This window comes from Desertivirga brevis (assembly GCF_017355835.1).
In genome coordinates, this window is sequence record NZ_JAFEWF010000009.1 from 283,228 (window position 1) to 298,548 (window position 15,321).

Here is a 15,321-nt window from a genome sequence, read left to right on the forward strand (position 1 = left end):
TAAGTGTGAGATATTATCAAATATCAACCATTAAAGTTCAGAGAATTATCCTTTGCTATGAGAGAAAGGTTCGCTAAACCTGTTCACAATTATCGAGACAATGTTACAACATCTAATTGACTTTTTAAACTTTTTAGTCAACTTTAACATTCTTTAACAAAAATTTGATACAAAAAAAGGAGACAACTTATTAGCTGCCTCCTCAAACCTTAATCAATCTCACTAAACTGAACTATGAAAAAAAACCTTTTTCCTATGAATAGTGGTGTATACGGTACCGGTAGTAAAGGGTTTCCTTTATTACTGTTTTTAAAGAATTATTTGATTGTCAGTCATTAAGAAAATAGATCCGGAAAGTAGATCCCTCTCCTGGAGTACTTTCAACCTCTACTTTGCCACCTAGAGTTTCAGCCTGGGTTTTTACAAGGTTTAAGCCCATGCCTTTACCTGGAATATCTTTTGAATGGAAACGACTGTATAATCCAAAGATCTCCGACCCATGTTTTTCCAGGTCTATCCCAAGTCCGTTGTCACTCACACTTAAGCAAATGAAGTTGTCTACGAAGGTAGTACTAATATGAATTTTTGAAGCTCGCTCTGGGTGCCTGTATTTGATTGCATTAGTAATAAGATTATACAGGATGCTATAGAAATAACCCTTCACACTCTTGAAATTGTTTACTTTGGCAAAATCGCAGGTAATGGAAGTGCCGGCTTCCTCAATTTCCTGTCCCAGGGAAGTTTTCACCAGGCCAACCTCTTCTGAAATTACAATATCTTCCTTGATATTCACTCCTAAGTCCTGAAAAGAGACAATAGTAGTGAGATCTTTAACCACAGTATCAAGGCTCGTTGCCTCACTAACAATGTATTCGATCAACTTTGTGTTTTGCTCGTCATCAAAAGGAGCCATTTTTATCAATGACGCTAATCCGAGGATCTTGTTTATGGGCGACCTCAGGTTATGCGATACAATGTAAGAAAATTGCTTCAGGTTTATATTTTTCTCAATCAGGTCTTGGGTCATTCGTTCACGCTCTTCCTCGTCTTTCTTCCTTTCGCTGATGTCTTCATAGATTCCAAGGATGCCATAAACATTGCCATTTATATCTGTAAGAGGAAGCTTTGTGGTATCAACCCATAAGGTATCTCCGGAAGACTGAGTTTGTGTTTCGATAAAGTGGATCTTGGCTTCACCAGATGCTATAACCTGAGCATCATCATCCCTGTACTTATCCGCCTCCTCCTTATTCCATGGTAGCTCGTAATCTGTCTTACCCACAATCTCATCGACAGTAGAAAAACCAGCGGCGGCTGCAAAAACCGTGTTACAACCGAGATAACGGCTTTCCAAATCTTTCCAGAAAATAGCCTGAGGGATGGAGTTCAAAACATGAGAGAGCATTGCTTCTTTTTTCTGAAGAGTTTCCTCCATGGCCACTCTGTTTGAAATATCAAGCCCTGTTCCCACAATGCAAGTCCTTCCTTCGAAAATGATCGTCCTTCCTGTGAAAAAATAGGGGATCTTCTTCTTGTCTCTGGTATAAAAGTAAGCCTCTACAGAGGATTCTCCTTTCTCAAAGGCTTCATTTATTGCTGCTTTAAGCAGAGGCTTATCTTCTCCAGAAAAGAAGTCAAGAGGCTGCATATGTGCTATTTCCTCATTACCAAAACCAGAAACCAATTCGAAGTTTTTATTCCATTTTAAAAACTTACCGCTCCGGTCAAAAAAGTAGAATATACCGGGCAAGCTGTTAACAATAGACTCTGACAGTAATTTTTGCTTCAGCGTCTCGTTCTCTGCGAGTTTTCGTGCAGTAATGTCATTAACGATACCGTCAACACGGGTAAGTATGCCGTCAGTTAAAACAGGAATAGCCTTAACTTCAATCCATCTCAGACTTCCGCTTTTATGAAATATCCTATATTCTGTTAGCGTTTGCCTTCCTGCGTTCAAGTGAGCATCATCGGCAAACACCCTCTCCTTATCATCTGGATGTATTACCTCGGCCCAGAGCTTAGGGTTAGAGAAAAATTCTTCTGTTGTATAACCGTAAATCTTAGGGCAGCCTGCCGATAGCTTAAGGTATCTTTGATTAACTATATCTTTTGAGTAGAACCCTTCGTTAATAGAACTAAAAAGGTGAGTCATCTCCCGGTTAAGCTGCTCCAGCCGTTTTTGTGTCTGAAGCTGTTCTCTCGCAGCCACCGATATAGTTTCATTACATATCACTAAAATTCCTGATACAGCACCTTTATCATCCTTAATAGGGTTCAGATGGTAGGTTAACAGTATATCTTCTGAAGTGTTAAGGCGATGTACTGCTTCATCGGGGAGGGTTTTTGTTTTGCCCTGACGAGTTGCTTCAAGTTCAGGAGAGATAAATTTCCAACTATCACCCCACACTTCTTCTCCTGGTTTTCCCATTGCAAAGGGATGCATTGAAATCGATTGTAATGCAGGGATATAAGCATCATTGTAAAAAAGAACATTCCTTTCTCCCCAAAATAAGAAGATTGGAGTGCTGGAGTTTAATAGCAGGCTCAGGGAATAACAGAGGTTGGAAGGCCATTCGAAGAAACTGGCAGGTAAAACATGCCGCCAATCACCGGAGCGTATTAAATCTCCTGTTTCGCCTCCACCTTTTAAGAATTCCGGAATTGTGTTTGAGTTTTCCCCCATTTAGCAAAAGAATATGCCCGTTTACGATGCCTGTTGACAATCCATCCCAACTGTACATAAATCACATACCTCGTTCGCAACTTAAACGCATAGGATATCTAAAAGTTGCCATTTCTCAGTAATAATATGTGTGTTTATAAAAAAGCTGCGTAGAAGGTAATCCTTGCTATGCAGCTTTTAATATTCGGAATGAAAACTTATTTCTGGGTGATTTCGCAGAAGCTATCCATGATTTTCATTACTTCTATCCCTTCGGTAGGCGGACAAGGGTTCTCACCGTGTCCGAGGAAGTAATTGACTACCAGCTGGATCATTGGTTGCTGGATATGCTGCGGGGGAGGAACTTCGAATCGTTCTTCTTTGCCGTTCTTTCTAACAGTATAGTATTTATCAAAAACAGCAAAGCTGATTTTTCCTTCTGATCCTACTATTTCAACTAAATCAGTTTTTTCTTCAGGTGCTACTGTGAAACACCAAGTTCCGTTAAATAGTACCTTGTTTTCAAAAAGTATTTCTCCGGTTACCAGGTCGTCTGCCGGATAATAGTTACCCTGATTAACCGAAAAGCCGTGGTAGCGCTTAGCTTTACCAAAGAAGAAAAGCATAAGATCTATTTGATGAGGAGCAAGGTCGTGAAAGAGACCTCCACCTGAGACCTGAGGATTAACCCTCCAATTGTCCTCTGTTTTGGTGATCAGGTCTGACTGATGAGGCTGTAGCATTTTAAGATTCACAAACCTTACCTCTCCGATAACCCTCGCGTCGATCAATTCCTTGATTTTTATAAACAATGGAAGTCCCCTACGATAGTGGGCTACCGTTAATAGGGTATTAGAGGCTTTCTCTGCTTCAGCCATTCGGATTGCCGATTCTGTGTTCATTGTCATAGGCTTTTCTACATAAACCGGCTTCCCGGCTTTCAAAGCCTCCAACGTATACTCTTCATGATTCAGTGGAGGGGTGGCAATATAGATCGCATTAACTTCTGGGTCATTAATAAGTTCAGAGGCATTGGTAAACCATTTTTTAACTTTATGTCTTTGCGCGTAATCTTCCGCTTTAGCTGCGTTCCGCCTCATTACCGCTATTAGCTCTGAATTCTCAGCCTTACTAAAGCCTGGTCCACTTTTTACCTCGGTAACATCGCCACATCCGATGATTCCCCATTTAATTGTGTTAGTCATTTTATTTCTTTATAAAGCCTAATCCTTTCAACCAGTTCTCTACCCTGTCTGTCCACCAGTCCGGTGTTCTGTCTGGGGCAAGTCCGAAGCCATGTCCTCCCTTAGGGTATATATGCATTTCACCTGAAACATTGTTTTTTAACAGTGCTTCATAGAATTTTATGCTGTTTTGAACTTTTACCGTTTTATCATCTCCGGCATGGATCAACATGGTAGGAGGGGTTTGAGGACTTACCTGTGTGTCGTTCGAATATAGGTTGCTTAGTTCTTGCGAAGGAGAACTGCCTATAAGATTATCCCTCGAGCCCTTATGCATGAGCTCATCAGAAAGGCTAATGACCGGATAAACCAAGACCATGAAATCAGGCCGTAGATTAATATTTTCCTTATTGTCAATAACCGCTTTAGTAAAATGAGTTCCTGCGGTAGAGGCCAGGTGTCCACCTGCTGAAAATCCGATGATGCCTACTTTTGCTGTATCAATTCCCCATTCTTTAGCCCTGCTTCTAACAAGTTTAATAGCTTGTTGGGCATCTTGCAATGGGCCTATAGTTTTATCATGCATTATCTTATCTGACGGAAGGCGGTATTTAAGTACGAATGCAGCAATACCCATTTTGTTGAACTCAGCAGCGATATTGGTGCCTTCGTGGCTATAGGACACTATGCGGTATCCTCCGCCCGGAACTATAACTACGGCAGCACCTGTAGCTTTATCTTTTTTGGGAAGATAAATTTCTAAAGTAGGTTTGGAAACTTTTTCGTACCGGATCTGACCCGTGTTATTGACGTTCTTTATCTCTTCGTCTGGTCCATCTACAGCATTGGGAACCTTGCCAGGGTACAAAGGAATAAGCGTTTGTGATTGGGCATTAAAAAAAATTGCGGTAAAAAGCGCAATAACAAATGATTTATGCATTGGCGTGTTTTTACCGCAATAATAAGGATTTTTAGACAGTGATATTATCTATTTATAGTATCCTGACCGGAAAGTAAGTACATAACTCTCATGTTCGAGAGCATCCTTCCATGTATGTATCAAATGTTTATATGCTTCACCTACAGGCCTAATCTTCCGGTCCAGATCATATAATCCAAGTGAGTTAACATTTCCAGCGTCGTTTCTTAGTGCAGAATCCCAGTCCACCTGGTCTGTTAAACTATACCATGTAAATCCACAAATTGGAATACCATCACGCTTCAAGCGACGAACGTTAGCAAATTGTGTTTGTAGCCACCGTAAAGCATGAGCCTCAGATATATTCGTCTCTGTATGCATAACCGGCAATTTGTAACGTGTATAGTATTGATGCGTGATCACGTAATACCCGAAAATTTCACCTGCAGCAGATGTACTTCCGTTCTCATGTACCATATGCTCATTGGTAATATAGTAGTCATTACCCATGATACAATTCCCTTTAATAATATTATTCTCGAACCAGTGGTACTCCTGTTTCGTCATCCCGTTCTCTATCAGATATTCATACATCACTACCGAAATCGGATAGCCATAGCTCAAATCCAAAGAAAGGAAACGCTTCTGATTAAGGAAGGCAGCCAGAGCATCACAATCAGGAGTTTCGGGGTGGAAGTATTCTGAGGATTCACTTTGGATAAAGGTAGCATTTGGTTGCACCTCCAGAATAGCGTTCATCGCCAATACATTAGCCTTACACAAGTTGGTTAGAGCCCGTACAAAGGAGCGATCATCTGTCTTACATTCGTTCCACCAACCGTATTGTCCGGAGAACATGGCCGCTACGAAGATCTCGTTTACCGGAGTGTAGAACTGGATCCAGGGATACCTCTTGGCAAATTCCTTTGCATACTCAGCAAAGTAATGAGGCCAATCAGTATTCTGAAAGTCGCCGATAAAGTCGGGAACACCAAAATGGCAAAGATCCACAAGCGGGACAATATCCTGCTCCTTCAGGTAGTTAAAGGTCTCATCACAGAAAGCCCAATCGTATTGTCCTGGACCAATGTGAGTGGTATGCAAGGGCGCACCATACCTCAAAAATTCGATTCCCATCTCTTTTACAAGGTTGAAATCCTCCTTCCAGTATTTGTAGTGTCCGCATTTTTCCATCTCATCCACTCTCTTGCGTGACCCGTCGGGCAAGGTTATCATGGGATAACTATTTTCAATTCCCGTGGCGAACATGAATTTATTTCTTCTCATAGGGTTGATTAGTGTTCATTCAATAGTGTACTTACAACGAGTTTGATCAATTTGTTTTGAAAGTATTTTTCGAAATCAAGTTGGGGAGATGTAGAAATTTTGCCCGAATGTGGAAATAAAATCCGGGGAAATTAAATTGCAAATTGTGGAATTAGCTGAAACCGAAAGCTTTATTTCCCTGTATAAGTGCCTGTTGATGTTTTTTTAGAAATCAGAACCTCTTTTTGCGGCATGGCTTTGTTTTTGCAATAGTAATGTCATGATGAGAAAACTACTATTAGTAATTCTGCTTCTAAATTGCCTCTCAACAACAAAAGCACAATCTCTAAATTGGTTTGTTTCTGCTCATGTAGGTACAAGTAACTACAAAACGGCCAGTATGAACGGCGCCGTGATGGGTGGGTTTAAGAACGAGATGGGACAGCAAGTTTCTATTGGACCTGTTGTAAAAGGGTATATGCTTAACGGTATTGTGAAGAATCAGGTTGGTGCAAGGCTATATGCCCAAATGAACTTAAGCGGTAAAATTGACGCTTACATTCAATGCGATGCATCAGATGCCACACAGTTTCGAACCGCTCCCGGCAAATCACCGGTACGACTTGAAACAGGAATGGGCCTGAACTTTATGATAAAAGAAAATTTAGGAGTAGGATGTGGTTATACTTTCGGTGAAATTAATCCGCTAAGTAATCAACGTTTAAGTAGTCCTTCTCTAAAAATAGTATACGTTTTGCCCTTTCTATCGAATTCAAGATGGTAGTTTGGAACTCAATAACGAGTGAATTATTACCTTAAACGAGCTCTTTTAATAAGATTTGCGCTTTTGATATTGTTAATCCCAGTGAATTAATAATAGGCTTGCCTATGTTAATTTTTTTTGTCAATATTGCAATGAAATTAAAAGTTATGCTTCAATTGGTAAATCTACCTCAGCCTATTTTCTATCTGGCAGTCACATTGATCGCATTTGTCCTTGTATTAATAGCTATTCCATCTATTATTCACGTTGCCAATCACCGTTCTTTGTTTGACGATATCGATGTAGAAAGAAAGGAGCATAAGAAAGGAATTCCGCGCCTGGGAGGCGTTGCCATCTTCTGCAGCTTTATGATAACAGCCCTGCTTGTGGCCAACGGAGGTGTTTCAAAAGAATTCAGTCTTTTGCTTGCATGCTGTATGATCCTGTTTGCTGTAGGATTAAAAGACGACCTTTGGGGCGTTAATCCAAGTACAAAGTTCGGAATGCAGTTCCTGATCTCGAGCATTATGGTTCTATTAGGGAATGTTCGCCTAACTAGTTTGTATGGGATCTTCAATGTTTACGATATCCCATACGGGGTCAGTATCTTCCTTTCCATGTTGATCATCACTTTTGTCATCAATGCATTTAACCTTATTGACGGAATTGATGGATTGGCTGGCGTAACAGGTGTTGTTGTAAATCTTACTTTAGGGTTAATGTTCGCCGATATGGAACAAACTACATTAGCCTGCCTGTCGTTTTCAATTGCGGGTAGTTGTATAGGATTCCTTCGTTTCAATATTACTCCTGCAAAAATATTTATGGGAGACACCGGCTCCCTCATGATAGGCTTCTTATCAATAATTCTTGCTATTAAATTTATTGAATTAAATAAAATTGGAGGGAATCACCCGATCTTCTACGGATCTGCACCTTCAATTGCGGTTGCGGTTCTTATCGGGCCAATATTTGATGCCATCAGGGTGTTTGTTCTTCGTACTATCAAAAGCGGATCACCTTTCGTAGCGGATCGTAACCACGTTCACCATCGTATGTTACATATCGGCTTCAATCACATCCAGAGTACGTTTATTCTGATGAGCTTCAATCTGCTGATGATCTATGTAGCATTATCATTTAGATCGTTAGGAAACTTCGTACTGATAGGAATCCTTTTCTTAATCTGTTTGATCTTCAATAACCTGTTGACATTCTTTATTCGTTCAAAGAAACGTAAAAGCTATAGTATTGTTAATTTTCTTTGGTAAGGGAACAGTCTGAAGTTTTCTCTGTTGCTTATAAATGATTGAAGAAAAAAGCGTAAAAATTGACGACCGGGAAGTTTTCTACCTTAAAAGAACCGGTGTCAGTCCCAAAACAACACTTATTTTTATTCATGGCTTTCCCTTCAGTTCTTCTATGTGGAAGCCACAGCTGGAAGTCCTTCCGGAAGGGATAGAAGCTTACGCACCAGACATCCGGGGCTTTGGAAAAAGTACCACTCCTCATTCATTTTTCTCTGTTGATCTTTTTGCAAGGGACCTATTTGCTTTCCTCGACACCTTGCAGCTTGGTCAGGTGGTTTTATGTGGACTTTCTATGGGAGGGTATATTTCTCTTAGAGCAGCCGAAATTGATCGAAGCAGGATCAAAGGTATTGTACTATGTGATACGAATTGCGTTGCAGATACTAATGAATCTAAGTTGAAACGCTTTAGTACGATAGATTTAGTTGCCTCGGGTAGGAAAAATGAGTTCGCGGAAAGTTTCCTTAAGAATTTATTTGCTGAATCATCTTTCGAAAAGAAGGATCCCGGGATTGAACTGATAAGAAGCATTATTCTTAGCACAGCTGGTTCTACCATTTGTGGCTCCCAGCTAGCGCTTGCTTCCAGAACAGATACTTCGGCGGTACTAGGCGAAATAGCGGTACCTGCTTTGGTTATTCGTGGAGAGTATGATCAAGTTATGACCCCAGCTCAGGCCATTCAGTTACAGCAAGGTATAAGGAGATCTGAACTTATTACTGTTCCATCTGCGGGACATATGTCTAATATTGAAAACCCTGAAGTTTTTAATGATGCCCTACTGAATTTCTTAGCCAAACATTTCTCTTAGATATTGTTTTTATTGAGCAATGACGGATATAGAAGAATTGCTCGAGGAGAATGGTCTGGTATATCTTACTGATTCAACCCCAGGTATAACCAGGGAAGTAACAGAAGAAGGTTTTGCTTATTTTAAGAAGGGGCAGCCTGTTACAGATCAGAAGACGCTTGACCGCATAAAGCGTCTGGTACTGCCTCCCGCTTGGACCAATGTTTGGATTGCTCCGAAGGCTAATGCTCACCTTCAAGCAACAGGAATAGATGCTGCGGGAAGAAAGCAATATCGCTATCATAACGATTGGGCTAAATCCCGGAATGAGAACAAGTTTTACAGAATGGTGGAGTTCGGTAAGAAATTGCCTGAGTTCCGGAAGAATCTGCTAAAGGATCTACGCAGGAAAAATTTCGACGACAGGAAAGTGCTCGCCATTTCAGTAAGCCTAATGGAGAAGACGCTCATTCGTGTTGGTAACGAGTCGTATAAGCAATTGTATGGGTCTTATGGTCTTAGTACGCTCAGGGATAAGCATGTGAAGATCGAAGGAAGTAATATGAAGCTATCCTTCATTGGCAAAAAGGGCGTAAACCACGAGATCAATCTTACCGATCGCAACCTCGCCAAGCTCGTAAAGAAATGCCGGGACATCCCAGGACAGGAGCTTTTTCAATATTATACCTCCGATGGTATAAAAAGGTCAATCGATTCGGGAATGGTGAACCGGTATATTAAGGAGATAACCGATTGCGACTTTACCGCAAAAGACTTCAGGACCTGGTATGGTACCTTGGAAGGATTAAAATCTTACGCCATTTTCGAGCCTGCAGAAACTGAATCAAAACGTAAAAAGATCACTAATGCAGTTTTGGATGAAGTAGCTGCCAGACTGGGAAATACCAGGGCGGTCTGCAAAAAATACTATGTATTCCCTTCGCTTATAGAAGCCTTCGAACGTGGTGATCTATATCCCTATTTGAAAAAGATCACCAACATAACCCCTAAAGTTACTGATGTAGCATTGAACACCAACGAAAAGGTATTATTGAAGTTTCTCAAAGACGAACGAAAGAGGAAAGAGAAGACCGCCTAGACCGAGCGAGGGGATTTCTCCCCCTGTGGAGACTAACGGTAGAAGGAGGCATCGAAGAACTTTCCCCTCTCCTTGAGGAGAGGGTTAGGGTGAGGTGATCTTCCAAAACTTAAGGAACCAACCTCTCCGATTTTCCCTTTGCCGGTTTCTTAGGATCATTATACTGATTATCATTTTCAGACGGAGCATTTTTGAGTGGAAGATCAGCCACATACCGCCATCGTCCATTCAACAGCTTCAATCCGTCATACGAAAGATCCGGCCCGTAAAGCTCTGGCTTATCCTTTAATTTGGGGTCGGGTGCTGCGAGGTGATCAAAAACAATGGTTCCTTCTTGTGGATTATAATTTAAGATCATGGAAGCCTGGCGGGAATACTCGAAGATGATCCGGTTCTTACCCGCGTATTCCTTATTCCCATCGAAAACCGGCAAACCGAAATAAGCCTTATTATTTTTGAAATAAAGTATCTCTATAACCTTTTTCGTTGACTTAGGGGTATTGCCTTTCCATCCCAAAAGGACATAATAAGGTTGTCTTGCACTGTTCACAACCGGGATGATCTTATAATACTGACTTCCGTACCACTTGTCGTTTGTTAGGACTGTATCTTGTGGCCTTTTAAGTACGGCAGTATTGTCAACTAAAGGAAACAGCTTCAACCCCTGTGGGCTGTTCATTTGAATAGTTCCGTAGTAGCGATAGCTGCCATCATCATTCATCACATGCCAGGTGAAGGTCTTAAACTTATTATCGGGAGATCTCTGTATCGTTACTGTCTTCAATGAGTCAAAGCCATAATTGAATGAACCCGGTACTTTCAATGCCTTCACTAGTATCTTCACCATTTTGTAAGTAGCCTTATACCGTTCAGCCTCATTAGTATTGTTAATCGTTTCCTTTCCGAGCAATACTAGCGAATCCTGGTACTTATCCAATTGCTGTCGCGCAGAAGTCTGCCCTTTAAGGGTTAGCGACAGGCCTATAAAGAGAACGATATATAAGAATTTCCTGATCATCCTTAGTAAAACTTGTAACGTATGTTAGCAACAATATTATAAATTCTTTGATTGTTTTTAAGACGTTCCGTTTAAGTAGTTCTACCACAAACTTAATACCTGATTTTCGTATGACTTTCAATGGGGATCCCCATTTCAGATTTCTCCCCGTATACTGATTAATTGTTTATTTTTGAAAGCGTAAGGAAACTATTGTGGCTAAATTCAGAAAAAATTCACATCTCATCCTGTATAGAAGATATGCATCCTGGTTGAAATACATCATGATGTTTTTATCGGTGGCAATCGTAACGCTTTTTCTTCCCAAGCAGCCCCGCTTTAAATACGAGTACGAGAAGGGTAAATTGTGGATGAATCAGGATTTGATCTCTCCTTACGGTTTTGCCATTGAAAAAACTCCCGACGAGCTGGAGAAAGACAGACAGGACGTGCTGAAGTCAGTACAACCAATTTACAAATTCGAGTCGGATGTGATGGACAATGAACTCCAGACCTTTTTTACGGATTTTGAGTTGAAATGGACCACTTCAGGGGAGAAGCTTAGTGAAAAAAGTCTGTATAAGAATTTCGGAGCCAGTCTTTTAACCAGCATTTACCAGAGAGGCGTAATGACCCTCAGCAAGCGTTACCAGCGTAGTGGAGAAAATTATAATTTCCAGCTTATCAATAATAATGTTTCAAAGCAGCTAAATACAGTAGAAGCTTTTACCCTCGAAACTGCAAATAAGTATGCTGAACAGGAAATCAAAAACAACGCGGCGATCGGGAATAAGGAGTGGCTGCTGAGCATTGTGAAGGACCGCATTAAGCAGAATTACATTTTCGACGAACTTCTAACAGAACGGCTGGAAGAGGAGGGTTTAAGGAACATTTCCCTGACGCGGGGAATAGTTCAGAAGGGGGAACTTATCGTTTCTAACCGGGCTCTTATTACACCAGAGGTATATCAAAAACTGGAATCGCTGAAGAATACTTTTGAAAAGGATGATAGGATAAGGGGAGATAAGCGCGTCATTTTTATAGGCCAGTTCCTGCTCGGGGGCCTTATCGTTTCGCTCCTGATGATATTCCTCCGACTATTCAGAAGGGATATTTACCAGGATAACAGGCAGATCTCCCTGATCCTGATAGTGATCACCTCTATGATGGTAACCCTGTCCTGGGCCATTCAATTTAAGATACCAAACGTTTATTATATCCCTTATGCGATCGTTCCCATTATCATAAGGATCCTGTTTGATACCCGTCTTGCTCTAAATATCCATTTATTGGTAGTATTAATAGCCGGCTTCTTCGTCCCAAATAGCTTCGAATTTGCTTTCCTTCAGGTTACATCGGGGATGGTGGCGATCTACAGTATAAAAAACCTGGTTAAACGGGAGCAGTTCCTGATCTCGGCGCTGTTGATCCTGTCGGATTACTTCATCTGCTTCGTAGGGATCTCGCTGATAAGGAACGGCTCTTTTCTGCAAATAGAATGGCTTAATTTCATTCCTTTTATCATCAGTGTGCTTTTATCCTTATTAGCTTATCCGCTGATCTATTTATTCGAGCAGATCTTTGGTATCACTTCCGAAGTAAGTTTGATGGAGCTCACCAATACCAATGCCAAGCTGTTGCGCGAATTATCCTATAAGGCTCCGGGAACCTTCCAGCACTCTTTGCAGGTAGCGAACCTCGCAGAGGCAGCGATTTACAACATCGGGGGCAACGGATTACTTGTAAGGGCAGGTGCCCTGTATCACGATATCGGCAAGATGGAGAACCCTCAATACTTCATCGAGAATCAAAATAAAGGCTCAAATCCGCACGATTCCCTTTCTTATGAGGCCAGTGCCCAAATTATCATCAGGCACGTCACAAAGGGTATTGAAATTGCCAGGAGAAATCACCTGCCGGAGATCATTATTGACTTCATCAGAACACATCACGGCAACACACGAATGGACTATTTTTACCAGTCCTTTCTGAAAAACTTTCCAGAAAAGTTCGTTGATGAAAATATTTTCAGATACCCGGGACCAATTCCTTTTTCGAAAGAGACAGGTGTATTAATGCTAGCCGATTCGGTAGAGGCAGCTTCAAGAAGTTTAAAAGACCCCGATGCTAAAAGTATCAACAGTTTGGTTGACAGGATTATAGACTACAAGCTCGACCAGGGACAGTTAAATAATAGTAACATTACCCTGAAGGATATCGCCATGATCAGGCAGATATTTAAGAGCATGTTAATGAGTATTTACCACGTGAGAGTAGATTACGACCTGTAGAAAAGTGAAATTTTTTTTTGAAGGGAAGAGCTAATTACTATATTTGCACACCCAAAAACGGGGAAATGGTTACAAAACCAAAGTTCTTTTAAGATTATAAGATCAGTACCAAAGCTGATTTAAAGATAGCCGGAGAGGTGCCTGAGAGGCCGAAAGGAACAGTTTGCTAAACTGTCGTACTGGCAACGGTACCGCGGGTTCGAATCCCGCCCTCTCCGCTGATAGTAATATCAAAAATAAATAAAAGCCTGTAAATGAGAAATTTACAGGCTTTTTTCATTTAGAAAAACCACCAAATTATTCAATATTTCTTAAAAAAAAGGTGAGCGTTTCGGTGAGCATTTTTTATTTTTAAAAGTGCTCACCAGAAATGTTGTAAGTTTCAGTTTTTCAACGTGTTCGATGAGTGTACATCTTGATTTCTTCGAGCTGCGATGCGACATTTATTAATCTTAACAAGTGTATGAAAACGAATTGCAGTTTACTTTTTTATCTCAAAAAAAGAAGTAGTTACAAAAATGGTCCTATCTCAATCTATTTAAGGATCACTATTGATGGGGGACGTGTCGAACTGGCCACAGGCAGAAAATGTGAGCCCTCAAGATGGAACTCTGCAGCTGGTAGGGCCAACGGGACTAAAGAAGAAATTAGGAGTTTGAATTCCTGGTTAAGCAGTATTGAAATCAGGATCTATGAAATTGTTAGGGAATTAAACGAAGCAGAAGAGGTTGTTTCCGTAGAAGTTGTTAGAAATAAATTTCTGGGTAAGGAAACTAATGCCAAAATGCTACTTGAGATCTTTAGTGACCATAATAAGAAGATTGAGGCTTTAGTAGGAGATGAGTATGCTTCCGGAACTCTTCAACGATATGAAACAACACTTAAACACATCCGTGAATTTCTAAAGGAGCAATATAAGGTTGCTGATATTGAAATTACCCGGGTTGATCATTATTTTATTACTGAATTCGAATTCTACTTACGTTCGGTGAGAAAATGTGCTAATAATTCTGCTGTAAAATATGTCAAGAACTTTAAGAAAATAATCAGAATATGTATTGCGAATGGTTGGCTGGATAAAGATCCATTTATTAATTATAAGGCGAAGGTTAAGAGCGTAGATCGAGTGTTCCTGACAGAAGAGGAGTTAAAGACAATAGCTGAACATACTTTCGAAGTTGAGCGGTTAAATTATGTAAGGGATATCTTTCTATTTAGCTGTTATACTGGTTTAGCATATGCGGATGTTCAGAAGTTAAAGAGAGCTGAGGTTGTTAAAGGGCACGATGGAGAAAGCTGGGTTAATACTAAGAGGAAGAAAACAAATACTGCTACCCGGGTACCCTTATTACCAGCAGCTTTGGAGTTAATTAATAAGTACAAAACGTTTCCTCCTTGTGTAAATTCCGGCAAGGTGTTTCCTGTCTCCAGTAATCAGAAAATGAATGCTTATCTCAAAGAAATTGCCGCTGTTTGCGGTATCGATAAAACCCTAACTTATCATATTGCCCGGCATACTTTTGCAACCACTGTTACTCTATCTAATGGTGTTCCAATAGAAAGTGTAAGTAAAATGCTTGGGCACACCAGTATTAAGACGACCCAGCATTATGCCAAGATTTTAGATCTGAAGGTGGGAGGGGATATGGAGAAGTTAAAAAGTAAATTTAAGTAGGACTCTATTTGAAGGCTCCTGATCTTTTGCCTGCCGAGACCGTTTGCGAAGCTTCCTACAAATTAAAATCTATCTTCTGCCGGCTGTAATAATGCGACGGAATTAAAAAAAGAAGGTAGATAAAGATTTTCAACTATTTTCGGAATGAAGGCTGCCAGTAAACTGGTAGCCTTTTTCAATCATGAGCGTTTAACCACGAATGAATAGATAAGGTTTACGGCCAAGTACCTTACTTAAAAGTACGAAAAAAAAATATATCAGGCTGAATGCTAAATAAATACAAAAAAGATTAAAATTATTGGGTTACCCTTTGATGCTTTTAGGAATTAAGTTATTCCAATCCATGAGTTGTGGTTGGTAGAACT

Annotated in this window: 11 protein-coding genes and 1 tRNA gene; 7 read left to right on the top strand and 5 right to left on the bottom strand. The window is 40.5% G+C overall.

Annotation, left to right across the window (positions count from 1 at the left end; all coding sequences use genetic code 11):
- Nucleotides 1–328: 328 nt before the first annotated feature.
- The 4 genes from J4N25_RS20775 to J4N25_RS20790 all read right to left on the bottom strand — a co-directional run bounded on the left by J4N25_RS20775 (nt 329) and on the right by J4N25_RS20790 (nt 6,052).
- Nucleotides 329–2,683 carry a PAS domain-containing sensor histidine kinase gene (locus J4N25_RS20775; RefSeq protein WP_207423724.1) on the bottom strand — a complete coding sequence of 785 codons (2,355 nt, stop codon included), beginning with the start codon at nt 2,681–2,683 and terminating at the stop codon, nt 329–331.
- A gap of 197 nt (nt 2,684–2,880) precedes the next feature.
- The gene (locus J4N25_RS20780) at nt 2,881–3,867 is read right to left on the bottom strand and encodes a Gfo/Idh/MocA family protein (protein WP_207423725.1); all 987 of its coding nucleotides are present in this window, start codon (nt 3,865–3,867) and stop codon (nt 2,881–2,883) included.
- Between the two features lies 1 nt (nt 3,868).
- Nucleotides 3,869–4,786: an alpha/beta hydrolase gene (locus tag J4N25_RS20785; RefSeq protein ID WP_207423726.1), complete on the bottom strand. Its 918-nt coding sequence runs from the start codon at nt 4,784–4,786 to the stop codon at nt 3,869–3,871.
- A 48-nt stretch (nt 4,787–4,834) separates the two neighbouring features.
- Nucleotides 4,835–6,052, bottom strand: coding sequence for a family 1 glycosylhydrolase (locus tag J4N25_RS20790; RefSeq protein ID WP_207423727.1), 1,218 nt, complete (start codon nt 6,050–6,052; stop codon nt 4,835–4,837).
- A gap of 259 nt (nt 6,053–6,311) precedes the next feature.
- Here J4N25_RS20790 and J4N25_RS20795 point away from each other — a divergent pair, with 259 nt between their 5' ends.
- From J4N25_RS20795 to J4N25_RS20810, 4 genes are all read left to right on the top strand, one after another.
- Complete coding sequence (locus tag J4N25_RS20795; RefSeq protein ID WP_207423728.1) at nt 6,312–6,815, top strand: hypothetical protein; 504 nt, start codon at nt 6,312–6,314, stop codon at nt 6,813–6,815.
- A 131-nt stretch (nt 6,816–6,946) separates the two neighbouring features.
- On the top strand, nt 6,947–8,065 hold the full coding sequence (locus J4N25_RS20800) for an MraY family glycosyltransferase (protein ID WP_242695963.1): 1,119 nt from the start codon (nt 6,947–6,949) through the stop codon (nt 8,063–8,065).
- Nucleotides 8,066–8,099: 34 nt separating this feature from the next.
- Complete coding sequence (locus tag J4N25_RS20805) at nt 8,100–8,915, top strand: alpha/beta fold hydrolase (protein ID WP_207423729.1); 816 nt, start codon at nt 8,100–8,102, stop codon at nt 8,913–8,915.
- Between the two features lie 19 nt (nt 8,916–8,934).
- Nucleotides 8,935–9,993, top strand: coding sequence for a DNA topoisomerase IB (locus J4N25_RS20810; protein WP_207423730.1), 1,059 nt, complete (start codon nt 8,935–8,937; stop codon nt 9,991–9,993).
- Nucleotides 9,994–10,102: 109 nt separating this feature from the next.
- Here the strand turns inward: J4N25_RS20810 and J4N25_RS20815 are convergent, their stop codons facing one another.
- Nucleotides 10,103–11,011 carry a hypothetical protein gene (locus J4N25_RS20815; protein ID WP_207423731.1) on the bottom strand — a complete coding sequence of 303 codons (909 nt, stop codon included), beginning with the start codon at nt 11,009–11,011 and terminating at the stop codon, nt 10,103–10,105.
- A gap of 266 nt (nt 11,012–11,277) precedes the next feature.
- Here J4N25_RS20815 and J4N25_RS20820 point away from each other — a divergent pair, with 266 nt between their 5' ends.
- The 3 genes from J4N25_RS20820 to J4N25_RS20830 all read left to right on the top strand — a co-directional run bounded on the left by J4N25_RS20820 (nt 11,278) and on the right by J4N25_RS20830 (nt 14,956).
- Nucleotides 11,278–13,281: an HD family phosphohydrolase gene (locus J4N25_RS20820; RefSeq protein ID WP_207423823.1), complete on the top strand. Its 2,004-nt coding sequence runs from the start codon at nt 11,278–11,280 to the stop codon at nt 13,279–13,281.
- A gap of 131 nt (nt 13,282–13,412) precedes the next feature.
- Nucleotides 13,413–13,499: transfer RNA gene (locus tag J4N25_RS20825), tRNA-Ser, on the top strand.
- Nucleotides 13,500–13,744: 245 nt separating this feature from the next.
- Nucleotides 13,745–14,956 carry a site-specific integrase gene (locus J4N25_RS20830; protein WP_207423732.1) on the top strand — a complete coding sequence of 404 codons (1,212 nt, stop codon included), beginning with the start codon at nt 13,745–13,747 and terminating at the stop codon, nt 14,954–14,956.
- Nucleotides 14,957–15,321: the final 365 nt, after the last annotated feature.